The organism is Natranaerobius thermophilus JW/NM-WN-LF, assembly GCF_000020005.1.
In the GTDB taxonomy this organism is placed as follows: domain Bacteria; phylum Bacillota; class Natranaerobiia; order Natranaerobiales; family Natranaerobiaceae; genus Natranaerobius; species Natranaerobius thermophilus.
Genome location: NC_010718.1, coordinates 2553092 through 2567888 on the forward strand (window position 1 = coordinate 2553092; position 14797 = coordinate 2567888).

The 14797-nt window shown below is 41.7% G+C and carries 14 protein-coding genes; 4 read left to right on the plus strand and 10 right to left on the minus strand.

Features of this window, described 5'->3' with window-relative positions:
* Positions 1–93: 93 nt before the first annotated feature.
* Genes NTHER_RS12120 through NTHER_RS12135 form a run of 4 tightly spaced genes read left to right on the plus strand, consistent with a single transcriptional unit; the run spans position 94 to position 4115 of the window.
* A complete protein-coding gene (locus tag NTHER_RS12120) occupies positions 94–1080 on the plus strand; it encodes an ABC transporter permease (RefSeq protein WP_414628125.1) in 987 nt (328 codons plus the stop codon).
* 17 nt (positions 1081–1097) lie between these two features.
* On the plus strand, positions 1098–2018 hold the full coding sequence (locus NTHER_RS12125; protein WP_012448804.1) for an ABC transporter permease: 921 nt from the start codon (positions 1098–1100) through the stop codon (positions 2016–2018).
* A gap of 4 nt (positions 2019–2022) precedes the next feature.
* On the plus strand, positions 2023–3063 hold the full coding sequence (locus tag NTHER_RS12130) for an ABC transporter ATP-binding protein (protein WP_012448805.1): 1041 nt from the start codon (positions 2023–2025) through the stop codon (positions 3061–3063).
* On the plus strand, positions 3063–4115 hold the full coding sequence (locus NTHER_RS12135) for an ABC transporter ATP-binding protein (protein WP_012448806.1): 1053 nt from the start codon (positions 3063–3065) through the stop codon (positions 4113–4115). The genes NTHER_RS12130 and NTHER_RS12135 overlap by 1 nt, the downstream gene beginning before the upstream one ends.
* A 237-nt stretch (positions 4116–4352) precedes the next feature.
* On the opposite strand, the gene NTHER_RS12140 is transcribed toward NTHER_RS12135, so the two are convergent.
* From NTHER_RS12140 to NTHER_RS12185, 10 genes are all read right to left on the minus strand, one after another.
* The gene (locus NTHER_RS12140) at positions 4353–5561 is read right to left on the minus strand and encodes a M20/M25/M40 family metallo-hydrolase (RefSeq protein ID WP_012448807.1); all 1209 of its coding nucleotides are present in this window, start codon (positions 5559–5561) and stop codon (positions 4353–4355) included.
* Between the two features lie 98 nt (positions 5562–5659).
* Positions 5660–6094: a GNAT family N-acetyltransferase gene (locus NTHER_RS12145; RefSeq protein WP_012448808.1), complete on the minus strand. Its 435-nt coding sequence runs from the start codon at positions 6092–6094 to the stop codon at positions 5660–5662.
* Positions 6095–6155: 61 nt separating this feature from the next.
* Positions 6156–7028 carry a succinate--CoA ligase subunit alpha gene (sucD, locus tag NTHER_RS12150; RefSeq protein WP_012448809.1) on the minus strand — a complete coding sequence of 291 codons (873 nt, stop codon included), beginning with the start codon at positions 7026–7028 and terminating at the stop codon, positions 6156–6158.
* A complete protein-coding gene (sucC, locus tag NTHER_RS12155) occupies positions 7028–8155 on the minus strand; it encodes an ADP-forming succinate--CoA ligase subunit beta (RefSeq protein ID WP_012448810.1) in 1128 nt (375 codons plus the stop codon). Before sucC ends, sucD begins: the two co-directional genes overlap by 1 nt.
* A 40-nt stretch (positions 8156–8195) precedes the next feature.
* Positions 8196–8756, minus strand: coding sequence for a Fe-S-containing hydro-lyase (locus tag NTHER_RS12160; protein ID WP_012448811.1), 561 nt, complete (start codon positions 8754–8756; stop codon positions 8196–8198).
* 153 nt (positions 8757–8909) lie between these two features.
* Positions 8910–9752: a fumarate hydratase gene (locus NTHER_RS12165; protein ID WP_012448812.1), complete on the minus strand. Its 843-nt coding sequence runs from the start codon at positions 9750–9752 to the stop codon at positions 8910–8912.
* Positions 9753–9802: 50 nt separating this feature from the next.
* On the minus strand, positions 9803–10987 hold the full coding sequence (locus tag NTHER_RS12170) for an NAD(P)-dependent malic enzyme (protein ID WP_041367878.1): 1185 nt from the start codon (positions 10985–10987) through the stop codon (positions 9803–9805).
* A gap of 230 nt (positions 10988–11217) precedes the next feature.
* Positions 11218–12537 carry a dicarboxylate/amino acid:cation symporter gene (locus NTHER_RS12175; RefSeq protein ID WP_012448814.1) on the minus strand — a complete coding sequence of 440 codons (1320 nt, stop codon included), beginning with the start codon at positions 12535–12537 and terminating at the stop codon, positions 11218–11220.
* 253 nt (positions 12538–12790) lie between these two features.
* Complete coding sequence (locus NTHER_RS12180; protein ID WP_012448815.1) at positions 12791–13735, minus strand: ABC transporter ATP-binding protein; 945 nt, start codon at positions 13733–13735, stop codon at positions 12791–12793.
* A gap of 11 nt (positions 13736–13746) precedes the next feature.
* Positions 13747–14763: an ABC transporter ATP-binding protein gene (locus NTHER_RS12185; protein WP_012448816.1), complete on the minus strand. Its 1017-nt coding sequence runs from the start codon at positions 14761–14763 to the stop codon at positions 13747–13749.
* Between the last annotated feature and the right edge of the window lie 34 nt (positions 14764–14797).

Genomic DNA, 14797 nt, shown 5'->3' on the forward strand with positions numbered 1-14797 from the left:
TTAATCAATATAATCAATCCATTTAAGCTGCTAATACTTTTAAAAGGATGATTTATTTATTTTTATCTAGACCGTAAGTTGTGAGAAAGGATGGTGAAAAATTTGGGCTTTAGGCGATTTGTCTTGCGTAGAATCGGTCAAGTAATCATCAGCTTATTCATTGTTGCCACCATTGTATTTTTTCTCTTTCGATTATTACCCGGTGACCCGACAGCAGCCATGATGCAGCCCGAAATGTCCTCAGAAGCCCAAGAAATGATTCGGGAAAGATTTGGTCTTGACCGCCCTCTTCATGAACAGTATTTAGCATATATGGTTAACTTGCTTCAAGGGGACTTTGGTATATCCTTTCACTACAGACTACCCGTTAGCCAAGTTATAGGTACTTACATTCTGAACACCCTTTGGCTAATGTTTTCAGCTATTGCAGTTGCCTACATTGGAGGAGTCCTAATAGGTGGGTTAATGTCCTGGTATCGCGGATCAAGACTAGAAACTTTCTTGAGTGGTGGTGTACTATTCTGTCGGTCTTTACCACCTTTTTTCTTGGGAATGGTGGGAATAATGGTTTTTAGCTTTTATTTTGAATTACTCCCCCATTCTGGTATGAGGTCCCCTGGAGCTAATCCAGTGGGTTTTGTAGAAACTTATTTAAATTTAGACTTCCTCTATCATTTGATTCTGCCAGTAGCCATGTCGAGTTTATATTATCTAGCTCGTCCCACTCTGATTATGAGAAATAATATGCTGGAATTGAGAGGAGCCGATTTTGTTGAACTAGCAAGAGCCAAGGGGCTCAGACAATCTCGGGTAATCTACCTTCATGCAGCCAGGAATGCAATTTTACCTGTAATAACTAATTTAGCTCTCTTCCTGGGAATGGCCATTGGAGCAGCAGTAGCCGTTGAATACGTTTTTGGATGGCCAGGCCTCGGCCGTGAAATGGTCAGGGCTGCACAACTCAGGGATTATCCCCTAGCCCAGGCTTGTTTTCTAATGTTAGCAGCTAAAGTAATGGTACTGAATCTGTTAGTAGATATACTCTATGGCTATCTAGATCCCAGGATCACCTATGAATAAAGGGGGTTTCAAATTTAATGAATAAAGAAATTGAATCTCAATTACAGGAACATGATGCTCCTAGTTTTAAAAGTAAAGTATCTTCATTGGCCTATTTCATTAAAGAAATTTTCAGTCAGGACAAAATGGCCTTGATCGGGACCATTATTTTTATCCTGTTTATCATAGTCGCCCTCATGGCTCCAACTCTAGCACCCCATGACCCTATGGAAATACATCGCAGAGATGGGGAGATTGTACGGACTGAACCCCCATCTAGCGAATTTCCCTTTGGGACAACTAATAGGGGACGCTGTGTCTTTAGCCAGGTGATTATGGGAAGCAGAGTTGCCCTATTGGTAGGCGCCCTGGCAGCTCTACTAGTAACTATAATTGGCTCAAATATAGGATTGATTTCAGGTTATTATGGTGGTTGGATAGATAATCTATTCATGAGAATCGTCGACATCAGTTATGCCATACCTTTTATCCCTTTTACAATAATCCTGGTCACATTATTAAGACCTAGTATTTGGAATATAATTTTAGCCATTGTGGTCCTTACATGGAGGACAATAGCCAGGGTTTTAAGGGCTCAAGTGTTGTCAGTAAAAGAACGTCCCTATGTGAAAGCGGCTAAAGTAGCTGGTGCAAGCAATGCCAGGATAATTTTCCTATATATTCTTCCTAATGTCCTTCCTCTGGCTTTGCTGGAAATGTCACTAAGAATGGCTCAAGCCATTGTTGCAGAATCAACGGTAAGCTTTTTGGGTTTCGGAGACCCGGATGTAATTAGCTGGGGTAGAATTTTACAGGAAGGCTTTATCGCTGGAGCTATGCGGGAAGCTTGGTGGTGGGTAATTCCACCAGGATTAGCTATTGCCATAGTAGTAGTATCGGTATTCTTTAGTTCCAGAGCCCTGGAATTTGTAGCTAATCCTCAATTAAGGAGGCGATAGTTAGATGGCACTATTAGAAATTGAAAATCTGACCATCAGTTACCAGCTTAAAAATGGTGAATTACGTGCCGTCGATGACGTTTCATTTAATATTCCCGAGGGAAGTAACTTGGGTCTAGTCGGTGAAAGCGGTTGTGGTAAAACTACCGCAGCCAAGTCTATAGTCAATCTCCTTCCGGAAAACGGGCGAATTGCCCAAGGAAAAATTAAATATAAGGGGACGGATCTAGCTCAATTAAATGAAAATGAAATTCGTAAATGGCGCTGGCAAGAAATCTCTCTGATTACCCAGAGTGCCATGAATGCCCTAAACCCGGTTTATCGTGTGGGAGATCAAATCGTAGAAGCTATTAGAGCCCATGAAAATATCAGTAAGAAAAATGCCAAGAACAGAGCAGCAGAGCTCTTCGATATAGTAGGTCTAGAAAAGAAAAGGTTAGAAGCTTATCCCCATGAAATGAGTGGCGGAATGCGCCAACGCGCAATTATAGCCATGGCTCTAGCCTTGGATCCAGGTCTGATACTAGCCGACGAGCCTACAACTGCCTTGGACGTGGTAGTTCAAGATAAAATTCTCGCCAAAATAATCGAAATTCAAGCAGAGCTTAAGAGTTCTATGGTTTTTATAACCCACGATATATCTGTAGTTGCCGAAACCTGTGATTATGTATGTGTCATGTATGCAGGTAAAGTTATGGAATACGGGCCTACCAGAACTATTTTCAAAGATTCTCGTCATCCATATACCATGGGTTTAAGAAATGCATTTCCCAGTGTTAATTTGTCTCAGATGGAACTGATTTCAATACCAGGTTATCCACCTGATCTGATGGATCCACCTACTGGCTGTAGATTTGCAGAGCGTTGCCCCTTTATGGAAAATATTTGTTTAGAACAGGACCCGGGAATCACAGCCATCACAGATGACCATTATCTCAGCTGTCACTTCCCCGAAAAATATCAACAGTTCCGAGATATAGCAAAGCACCGCAGTACCTGGGAAAAAGTTAAAGAGAGGATGATAGAAGGTGAGGTGGTATATTGATGAAACAAGAAGCCAAAACTGATATCAACCAATCAACTGCTGGTAGCAATGAAATACCAGCTATAGAGGTGAAAAATTTAAAAAAATATTTCCCCCTCCCTACTGGATTAATTGATACCTTATTAAAAAGAGAAAAAAAGTCTGTCAAAGCTGTAGATAACATTTCCTTTTCTTTAAAAGAAGGCGAAATCCTAGGACTTGCCGGGGAAAGCGGTTCAGGAAAAACCACTACAGGAGAGCTGATTACTCAGCTTCAAGATCCCACGGAGGGAGACATAATCTATCAAGGTAATAGTTTACACAAATTAGGGCCCAAAGAATTGAAGGAATTCAGAAAATACTGCCAAATGATTTTCCAGGACCCCTATGAAACTTTAAACCCACGTTTTACTATTAAACGAACCATCGAAGAACCTTTACTTATAAATGGTTGGAAAAGCGACAGTGCCCGGCTTAATAAAGTCAAAGAAGCTCTTTACAGAGCTGAGCTTCGCCCTCCAGAAGCATATATGAACAGATTTCCCCATGAACTATCGGGAGGTCAGCGCCAGAGAGTAGCCATTGCTCGAGGAATCGTGTTAGATCCACGGATTCTAGTAGCCGATGAACCGGTATCCATGTTAGATGTTTCTATCAGGGCAGGGATTTTAAATCTTCTAAAAGATTTTAGAGATGAACTGGGACTGTCCATGTTGTATATTTCCCATGACTTGTCCACCATGAAATACATTTGTGACAGGACTATGATCATGTATCTTGGTAAAGCTGTCGAGATCGGCCCTACAGAAAAAGTTATTGATAAATCTGTTCACCCATATACCCAGGCTTTAATTTCATCAGTGCCTATTCCCGATCCTGATATTGAACGGGAAGGCACTAAAATCAAAGGTGAGATTCCAGATCAAATCAACTTACCCCAAGGCTGTAGGTTCGTGCCCCGGTGCCCGGACTCAGAAGATCAGTGCCATGAAAGGGAACCTGAACTAGTTAAGGTAGGAGAAAACCAAGATGGAGAGGGTCATTATGCTGCCTGCATTCACGCAGACGCCTAGCAAAAACCTAGCAGAAGCCTAGTACTTGAGAGTCAACTTCAAATTGTGCTAAACTCGATCTGCTATCCACTATTGACTTATCAAGATTATTATAGATTATCATAAACTAAATGAATTGGGCGCCAGTGAAGTGGTTAGAACCACTCTGGCAGCCCAGTTGTTTTATATATCCCAACTCTCAATTTGCGTCTCGTATTAATTTACCTAGCAGTTTTGAATTGTCTTCACAATTATCATTTAGGTGGCATTACTCAAATAAACCAATAGCAAAAATACCCTCTGTACGCCTATATGAGCATTTGTGGGATCAAACCACTCTTCCAGGGTGTGAGCACTCCCACCCTGTCCGCCTCCTGAAAGACAAACAGCGGGGATACCCATGCTTATTGGAATATTGGCATCAGTACTACCCGCTCCAGTAAGACGTGGTTCTATTTCCAGAGCGCTAGTTGCCGCCACAGCTGCTCGAACAATGAGAATGTTGGGATCTTGCATCCCAGCAGGGCGGTCACCGACCAATTTGTTTTCCACTTTCAACTGGTTTTCTTGGTCATCCTTTTTAATGCGGGCATTTTCTTCTTCTTTGGATTTTTGAATTATTTCCAAGACCTCTCGTTCTAAATCGGCCAGTTCTTGTTCCCCATTGGACCGCAAATCTACCAGCATGGAAGCTTCTGCTGCGATAGTATTCACTGAGGTGCCACCTGAGATAGTCCCCACATTAAAAGTGGTCTTAGGCTCTTGGGGAACCTCCAAGCTTGAAATTTTTGAAATAGCCCTACCCAGGGCATGAATGGCACTAGGTTCTCCAAATGCACCAAAACTGTGCCCCCCAGGTCCCATAAAAGTCACCTCATATCTTTTACTTCCAGTGGCTCCATAGACTATACTGCCAGTACCCATGCCAGTTCCATCTAGGGCCACCACACCCTGGACCTGGGGATATGATTCCATGATAACTTTTGAACCCTTTAAATCTCCTAATCCTTCTTCACAAACATTTCCCACAAATATGATATCTGTTTCCGGCCTGATACCTGCTTCTTTAAAAGCCCTGATAATTGATAACTGGGCTGCCAGGTTTCTACAATTATCTGAGATTCCTGGAGCATACAAAATTCCATCTATATTTTTGACTGATACATCAGTTTCCTGGGGAAAAACCGTGTCTAAGTGAGCCATAGTTATAATTCCAGGTTGTTCCTGTCTTCCTTTTAAAATTCCAATCACATTATTATATTCGTCTATTTTAACTTCGTCTAAGCCTAACTGGGACATAAGCTGATAATAATATTTACCGCGTTTTTCTTCTTCAAAAGTTGGTGCAGGTATCTCACAAAGTTGTGTCTGTTCTTCTAAAGTTCTTTTAGCATCTTTTTCAATGAACTTTAAAGCTCTAGCTACATTCTTATTTTGTAAAATCTTATAAAGCTCAAAATCAATCATAATTATCTTCACTCCTCACTCTTTCGGATCTCAACGCTTATATCTACTTTAATTGTGCATCTCTCATGACAAGTCACGAGAATGTGTGACGGACTGGTTCAAAGTTCTTTTGAAAACATCTCTAGTTCATCACGCCTGGTCCAACCAGATTTATTCCAAAATCGCATGGCCCTGTCATTTTCTTTGACAACGAACAGATGACACTTTTCAATACCCTCTTCTCTCAATCTTTCCAGACATTCATCTACCAACCATTTGGCCAGGCCAGTACCTCGAAATTCAGGTATCACAGCCAGGTGATGTAAATAACCTCTGCGACCGTCATGACCACCCATGACTGTGCCGAGGACCCGGCCTTCCTTTTCAGCCACCAGGCTCAAACCAGGGTTTCTCTGTAAAAACCGAAATATATTGTCTCGGGAATCCGACTTGGTAACAGAAATGCCTTCGGCATTTTCCCAAATAGTTACCGCCTCTTCGTGATCATTCAAGGTCATTTCTCTAATAATCACTTCTGCAAGTGTTTTTGCCAATTAGCACTCCCCCTATCAGTTAACAATCAGTTAACATTCCCATTTTCGTGTTAACTTTCGTTTATTGTACACCACTCTTTTTTAAAATTTCAACTAATTCCCAGGGAAGACTGGCAACTTCTACTCCAGCTGACCTTAAAGCTTGCACCTTTGAGTCAAAAGTCCCTTTTCCACGTTCAATTATAGCTCCAGCATGGCCCATGCGTTTTCCCGGTGGAGCACTTTTGCCTGCTATGTAAGCATATACAGGTTTGGTCATTTTATTTGCTATAAATTCAGCCGCTTCTTCTTCTGCAGTACCCCCAATTTCACCGACCATGACAACCTGATCAGTTCCAGGATCTTGTTCAAAATGTTCTAACATATCAATAAATTCTGAACCTACAACTCGGTCACCACCTAATCCTATTGCCGTGCTCTGACCTACTCCCACACGACTCAATCCTTCTGCTATTTGATAGCTCAGTGTACCGCTTCTGGCAACCAAACCAGTTCTACCCGGTTGATAACTTTCGTTAGGCATTATCCCCAACTTACTTTGACCTGGAGTGATAATCCCAAAAGTGTTGGGACCGATAATAGTTGTCCCTCTTTCCCTGGCAAAGGCCATGATTTCCATGGCATCTTGAACGGGTATATGTTCCGTGATTATGGCAACTAAATCCATGCCTGCATCAATAGCCTCAAAAACTGCATCTTTTCCAAAGGAAGCCGGTACCATTACAGCTGATACATTAGCATCAGTTTCTCTCACTGCTGAAGCCGCACTATTATAAACTGGTACTCCCTCAACTTCCTGGCCACCTTTTCCGGGAGAAACTCCCGCCACTACATTACTTCCGTATTCTAGCATCTGCCTGGTGTGAAACCGTCCCTGATATCCGGTGATGCCCTGCACCAAAATTTTACTATTTTTATCCAGTAAAATAGCCATTATACACCAACTCCTCCCTCAGCAGCTAATTCAACAGCTTTTTTGGCCGCCTCTCCCATATCTTGATAGGCGGAAATACCGTGTTGTCCTAAAATTTTGACAGCTTCCTCGTCTTTAGTCCCTATCAAACGAATTACCAAGGGTACTTTAATGCCCATATCTTGTTTTACCTGGACCAGGGCATTGGCCACATCATCACATCTGGTAATACCACCAAAAATATTAATTATTACAGCCCGGGGATCCGTATTGAGAAGTAACTCCAGAGCTTTTTTTGTCGGTTCTACACTGGCTCCTCCCCCGGCATCTAGGAAGTTGGCAGCTTTCCCACCGTACTGTTCTATCACGTCTACTGTAGCCATGGCCATTCCAGCGCCATTAGCCATAATCGCTATATCTCCTTCCAGTTCTACAAAGGATAGCCCGATTTTCTCAACTTGCTGTTCTAGGGATGTCTTTTCTGACACCCGAGGCAATTCATCTTGTCTGTACATGGCGTCATCATCTATAGTCATTTTTCCATCAGCTGCTATTACACGATTATCCTCAGTAATCACCAAGGGATTGATTTCAACCAGTTCTGCGTCGTAAGTTTTAAAGGTGTCATAGAGTTTTGAAATGATGGCAGAAACTTGTTTGCTAGCTTCCCCTGGTAAATTAAGTTGATCTGTAATTTCTCTACAAAGATAAGGAAGGACGCCCCAGTCTGGCTCAATATGACGCTTTACAATCAAATCATCAGAGACCTCTTCAATATCTACACCACCCTGGGTAGAAGCCATAATTAGTGGTTTTTTAGTTCCCGTATCCACAGTAATACTAAGATAAAGTTCACTGGATATATCTAGCTGTTCTTCCACTAAAACTCCTGTTACCTGCTCTCCCTTTATTTGCATATTAAATAATTCCTTACTAACTTTTCTGGCTTCCTGGGGGGTATCCGCAAATTTAATCCCCCCTGCCTTGCCACGTCCACCCACAAGGACCTGACTTTTTATTACCGCAGGAGAGTCCAAACCAGTAAATTTTTGTTCCACCTCTTGAGCGGAAAATGCTGCTTCTCCCCTGGGTACGGAAATACCACATTGATTCATCAATTTCTTAGCCATATATTCATATAATTTCATATCCCAAACCTCCCACTATCGTGATAAATATGAAACCATGCTACTTGGCATACCTATTCTTGCCCTGTTGGTACAGGTCATTGCCATAGATATCATTAGCAACTAATACCGGGAAATTTTTAACTTCTAAACGCCTGATAGCCTCAGGCCCCAGGTCTTCGAAGGCTATCACTTGATAGTCCACTATACTTTCCTTTATAAGTGCTCCCGCCCCACCGACGGCAGCTAAGTATACCCCTTTGTGTTTTTGCAGCGCATTTTTAACTGTTTGAGAGCGATAACCCTTGCCTATGAATGCTTTGGCTCCTAGTTCCAACATTTGGGTAGTATATCTATCCATCCTGCTGCTGGTAGTTGGACCAGCCGAACCTATGACATGCCCCGGTTTGGCAGGAGTGGGACCCACATAATAAATAATTTCACCTTCTAAAGATACTGGTAGTTCAATCCCGGCTTTCTTCAGCTCTATTAACCTCTTGTGGGATGCATCCCTGGCAGTCAAGACTGACCCTGAAAGCAGCACCTGATCTCCCACCTTGAGTTCTTGAACCTCTTCCTCAGCAAGAGGAGCTGAAAGTTTTTTATAAAACTGATCACGCATTATTTTATTTTCCTCCCAATTGTGAAATTTCAATCTTTTTTAGTCTGCTAATCCACTTAATCTCTCCTCTTCTCTATTTAGTTTTGTTGAACGCAATGTAAGAATAAAAATATCGACAAGTTTTAATCCATCACATCACCTCTTTCTATGATACTAGATCTCCCTATGAGCATGCCTGGTGGCATGACAACTTATATTAACAGCCACAGGAATGCTTGTTAGATGAACAGGATATTTTTCTATATGCACATCCAGAGCAGTAGTCCTGCCTCCAAAGCCTTGAGGACCAATTCCCAGGTTATTAATCTGTTCTAACAGTTCTTCCTCCAGCTGGGCATACTGATCTTCAGGATGACGACTGCCCACAGGCCTGAGCAATGCTTTTTTCGATAGATAAGCCACTTTTTCAAAGTTTCCGCCAAGGCCAACACCAATAATAAAAGGTGGACATGCATTGGGTCCAGCTTGCTCCACACTTCTAACCACAAAGTCAATAATCCCCTCTTTTCCCTGGGAAGGTGTCAGCATTTTCAAAGTGCTCATATTTTCACTGCCACCGCCCTTGGGCGCCACATCTAGCTTCACTTTATCTCCAGGAACAATTCTGGTATGAATAATTGCCGGAGTATTATCACCAGTGTTTTCTCTATTTAAAGGATCCTTTACCATAGAGGTTCTCAAATAAGCTCTCAGATAAGCTTCTCTAACTCCTTGATTAACTGCTTCGGTTAGTTCACCTCCTGTAAAGTGTACATCCTGGCCGATATCCATAAAAACCACACTGGTACCAGTGTCCTGACAGATCGGAACCTCTTGTTCCTTGGCTATTTCCGCATTTTTAAGAAGTTGTTTTAATACTTCTTGACCTACAGGAGATTCTTCCCCTGCCAGACCATCTTTTAAAGCCTGGGACACATCTTCACCCAGGAACTGATTGGCTTCAATAAACATCTCTTTTACACTCCTGGTAATCTCGGAAACATGGATTTTACGCAAAGAGATTCCTCCTTAGCTTATGTTTGCTTTATGGCTTATAATAGCATGAACTATATTGAATTGATATCCTTTCGATTTAGCCCAGAATCTATTGCAGCCTTTGCCACAGCCCTGGCTACAGTTTTGGCAATTTTTTTGTCTATGGCATCAGGTATCACATAATCTTGTCTTAAATTGGCAGGAGGGATTAACTCTGCAATAGCTTGCGAAGCTGCAATTTTCATATCCTCGTTGATATCTTTTGCTTGCACATCCAGGGCTCCCCGCAGTATCCCGGGAAAAGCCAAAACATTATTGATTTGATTTGGGAAATCACTCCGCCCCGTTCCTACTACTTTAGCACCTGCCTCCTGAGCTAGATGAGGATAAATCTCCGGAACTGGATTTGCCAGGGCAAAAATAATCGGATCCCTATTCATGCTCACTACCATCTCTTTAGTCACACTGTCAGGAACAGACAATCCTAAGAAGACATCGGCACCTTCCATGGCTCGGGCTAAATCTCCGGTAATATTGTCTTGATTAGTCCTCTCCGCCATTTCTTCCTTAATCCAATTCATACCTTGTCTGCGTCCCTTATGAATAATCCCCCTGGAATCACACAAAATTAAATCTCCACAGTTCATATCCATGAGAAGCTTGGCCGTGGCAATCCCTCCTGCCCCCGAACCATTGACTACAATTCGTACATCTTCAATTTTCTTATTAACAAGTTTTAAAGAATTGATTAAGGCAGCAGTGGCTACAATGGCTGTTCCGTGTTGGTCATCGTGGAATATGGGTATATCTGTTTCTTCTTTTAACCGACGCTCAATTTCAATACACCTGGGAGAGCTTATATCCTCTAGGTTAATACCACCCCAGGTAGCCTCAGTTCCCTTAACTATCCTGACAATTTCGTCCACATTTTGCGTGTTTACACACAAGGGAAAAGCATCTATATTGGCAAATTCCTTGAATAAAACAGCTTTTCCTTCCATAACAGGCATGGCAGCTTGGGCACCGATATTGCCTAAACCCAGGACAGCAGAGCCGTCTGTCACAACTGCCACATTATTCCCTCGATTTGTATATTGCCATACTTTCTCAGAGTTTGCAGCGATCTCACGACAGGGTTCAGCAACACCTGGACTATATGCCAGGGAGAGGTCTTCCTTGTTCTTAATAGTGACTTTACTTTTGACCTCAAGCTTCCCTGGAGATCGTTGATGTAGTTCAAGTGCAAGTTTCTTCATTTCCTCGTTATTCAATACGTAATACACCTCCTGAAAAGATTCATTATTCCCTAGACTCGTTCCCCTGACTCGTTCTTCTTATATTATACTTCTATGTTGAGATAATAGCTTCCTTCTATAAGTTCACCAAAAAATACCAAATCAAAAAAAGGGGACACCAAAGGCATCCCCAAGTAATTACTAAAGTATTTATTTCTAATTAAATATTTGATTTTATTATTATTTAGTTCTTAACTATCAGAACTTGTTCCAGAGTCTGTACTTTCACCTTCATCTTGAAAGTCAACCCACGCTCCTGAATTCAGGTCAATACCATCATTGTACTTAGCAACAACACTGGTTACTGACAAGTCACCGGCGACATTGTTCATGGTTCTGAAAGCATCTAATATTGGATCAACACCCGCTACAAAGGCGACTACTCCCAGGGGTAAGCCCAACTGAGTCAATACCATAGACAACATTATCATACCTGAACCAGGTACTCCTGCTGTACCAATACTGGCCAGTACCGTAGTAGTAACAATAGTAATCTGTTCCACCAGAGTCAGTGATTCCCCAACCAGGTTAGCTGCAAAAATAGCGGCAACACCCTGATACATGGCAGTTCCATCCATATTAATTGTGGCTCCTAAAGGAAGAGTAAATGAATATATTTTCTCATCGATTTTCAAGTTTTCATTGGCAGTTCGCATGGAAATAGGTAGTACACCAGCACTGGACCTGGTTGCAAAAGCTGTTAACAGTATTTCTTTAGTACCTTTAATAAATCTCAAAGGCGATTTTCTCAATATAACTCCATTTAAAATAACACCATAAATTATCAACATGTGGATTCCCACAGCCAACACGAAAGTTAATATTACCAGGCCAAATTCCACCAGGGCTTCGGGGCCAGCTTCCCCAAAAGTAACTGCTAATAATGCAAATACACCAATAACACCGTATTCCATTACACCCCTGACAATTTTGAACATGGCTTCAGAAGCTGTTTCTGTAATGTTAAAAATTATGTCTACACCATTTTTTACTTCTTCATTATCACTGGATTCCCTGACAAAAGCCAAAGCTATACCGAAGATAATTGCAAATATCAATACCTGAAGAACTTCGGCCTCGGCCATAGCCTCAACCACGTTTTCTGGGAATAAATTCAGAAATACATCAATCATACTCGGTGCTTCTTCTGGATCCATATCGTACTCACCGGGCAACTCTAAACCTAGTCCAGGGTTGAACAAATTAGCCATTGTTAAACCGATAATAATTGCTACAATAGTAGTTAAAATATAAATTCCGACAGTTTGACCACCCACTCGCCCCAATTGCGATGGTGTCAATTTCTTCATTGCTGTAATTAAAGTAAAAACAATAATTGGAATAACAACCATCATCAATAATCTGAGAAATAGATCTCCTAGAGGTTCAATTACTTTTATGGGTTCTCCAACTATTAGGCCTACGATAATACCAAGTACAAAGGCTACCCCCATTCTCTGGATGAAGGGGATTTCAAAATACTTGCGTAAGATTCCTTTACCTTCAGCCATCATTTTCCTCCTCTCAGTTAAAGTATTAAAACATTACTATATTTACTATTATTTTATTATAAATATGAAGGGAGTCAAGATAAATTTGTCATTAAGCCATAAAAAACTGCCCCTAAAATGTGTAGCAGTTTTACATTTAGGGACAGCTCGTTATAGGCCTAGTATTTTAACTAAATATTGTTTCATGAAACAATATCAATATATAGCCAGTCACAGTAACTATTTTAAGGCTATATATTGATGATATAATAAACTATTCCTTCACCATATGACAGGCCACCAATCCGTGACCTTCAACTTCTTTCAATTCTGGCTCTTGTTCCTTGCAAATATCATCGCGCTCGAAACAACGACCGTAAAAACGGCAACCTTTTCCTGGGTTTACAGGGCTTGGTACATCCCCTTCCAAGATAATTCGACGCTGCTGAGCTTCAATTGATGGAATAGGAATTGCAGAAATCAAAGCCCTGGTATAGGGGTGTTTGGGATTTCTAAAAATACTGTTGTAATCTGTCATCTCAACTAACTTTCCAACGTACATTACTGCCACCTTGTCACTAATATGCTTAACAACGGACAAGTCATGGGCAATAAAGAGATAAGTCAAGTCCAGCTCATCCTGTAGATCATCCAATAGATTTAAAATCTGTGCCTGAATAGACACGTCCAGAGATGAAACCGGCTCGTCAAGAACTACGAATTTTGGATTCAAAGCAAGAGCTCTTGCTATTCCGACACGTTGGCGTCTTCCCCCGTCCAGCTCGTGGGGATAAGCATTTAACAATCTGCTGGATAAGCCCACAGTTTCCATGAGCTCTCTAATCCTTTTCTTTTTATCTTTTTTAATGCCGTGAATCTCAAAGGGCTCGGATAAAATACTTTTGACATTCATCCTGGGATTCAAGGAAGAAAAAGGATCCTGAAACACAATTTGAGCGTCACGACGGAAAGCTTGCATTTGCTTACCATCAAAATTCTTAATGTCTTGACCGTCAAAAATAATTTCACCGTCTGTTCTGGGGACCAATCTCAGGACCAGTCGACCTGTAGTTGATTTTCCACAGCCCGACTCTCCGACAAGGCCCAGGGTTTCTCCCTTGTTTACATTAAAATAAATATCATCTACGGCATGAAGCTGGCCGTCTTTAGTATCGAAGTACTTTTTCAAGCCATTTACTTCCAGCAATTTTTCAGCCATGAATGACCCTCCTAGCTTTTGACCGCGGAATCGGAAAATTTGTGCTCATACCTGCTGTCATAAATGTGACAGAGAACCCGGTGCTCTTTACCTTGTTCGTCTTTGCTGATGATTTCCTCGGGATGTTCCTCTCGGCAGATGTCTATAGCTTTTGGACATCTGGGGTGGAAAGGACAACCTTCCGGAAGCTCTGTGGGTTCTGGCATTAAACCTTTAATAGGAGTCAATCTGTCCTCATCTTCATCCAGGCTGGGAATAGACCCAAATAACCCGTCAGTATAAGGATGCTTGGGATTGGTAAACAGTGTCTTTTTGTCGGCAAACTCTACAATTTTACCTGTATACATAATGGCCACTTTATCACAGGCATCAGCTACAATTCCCAGGTCGTGTGTTATCATAAGCATAGCCGTCTTAAATTCATGTTTTAAATTATTCATAACTTCAAGAACCTGGGCCTGAATAGTCACATCAAGAGCCGTAGTAGGCTCATCGGCAATTAACAAGTGAGGATTACAGGCCAGGGCAATGGCGATTACCACACGCTGTTTCATACCCCCACTAAACTGATGGGGATAATCATCTATCCTTGATTTGGGAAGGCCAACAACTTCTAGCATTTCCTTGGCTTTTTCAATAGCATCTGAACGGTTTAGTTTCTGATGCAATTGAATTCCCTCGGCAATCTGTTCACCGATTGTAATTACTGGGTTTAAGGATGTCATAGGATCCTGAAAGATCATAGAAATAGAGTTACCACGAATTTTTTGCAACTGGGATTCTTTTTTCTTCAGTAGATCCTCTCCTTGAAAATAAACCTCTCCACCTTCAATTACACCCGGCGGATCAGGTACCAAGTTCATAATACCCAGGGCTGTAGTTGTCTTACCTGCTCCGGTTTCTCCAACCAGACCCAGGGTTTCTCCTTCTTCCAGCCAAAAATTTACCCCGTCACAGGCCTTAATGCGACCATCTTCTGTGACGTAGTGAATGCTGAGATCTTTTACTTCCAGGAGCTTTTCGCTCATCCATCTCCCTCCTATGCGAATCTAATCGCGCTGG

Coding starts and splice junctions, on each gene's coding strand:
- NTHER_RS12140 (WP_012448807.1), bottom strand. CDS start 5,561: ATGATTGATTTTGAGCTTTATAAGATTTTACAAAATAAGAATGTAGCT.
- NTHER_RS12175 (WP_012448814.1), bottom strand. CDS start 12,537: ATGGCTGAAGGTAAAGGAATCTTACGCAAGTATTTTGAAATCCCCTTC.
- NTHER_RS12135 (WP_012448806.1), top strand. CDS start 3,063: ATGAAACAAGAAGCCAAAACTGATATCAACCAATCAACTGCTGGTAGC.
- NTHER_RS12180 (WP_012448815.1), bottom strand. CDS start 13,735: ATGGCTGAAAAATTGCTGGAAGTAAATGGCTTGAAAAAGTACTTCGAT.
- NTHER_RS12160 (WP_012448811.1), bottom strand. CDS start 8,756: ATGCGTGATCAGTTTTATAAAAAACTTTCAGCTCCTCTTGCTGAGGAA.
- sucD (WP_012448809.1), bottom strand. CDS start 7,028: ATGGCTATTTTACTGGATAAAAATAGTAAAATTTTGGTGCAGGGCATC.
- NTHER_RS12130 (WP_012448805.1), top strand. CDS start 2,023: ATGGCACTATTAGAAATTGAAAATCTGACCATCAGTTACCAGCTTAAA.
- sucC (WP_012448810.1), bottom strand. CDS start 8,155: ATGAAATTATATGAATATATGGCTAAGAAATTGATGAATCAATGTGGT.
- NTHER_RS12170 (WP_041367878.1), bottom strand. CDS start 10,987: ATGAAGAAACTTGCACTTGAACTACATCAACGATCTCCAGGGAAGCTT.
- NTHER_RS12185 (WP_012448816.1), bottom strand. CDS start 14,763: ATGAGCGAAAAGCTCCTGGAAGTAAAAGATCTCAGCATTCACTACGTC.
- NTHER_RS12125 (WP_012448804.1), top strand. CDS start 1,098: ATGAATAAAGAAATTGAATCTCAATTACAGGAACATGATGCTCCTAGT.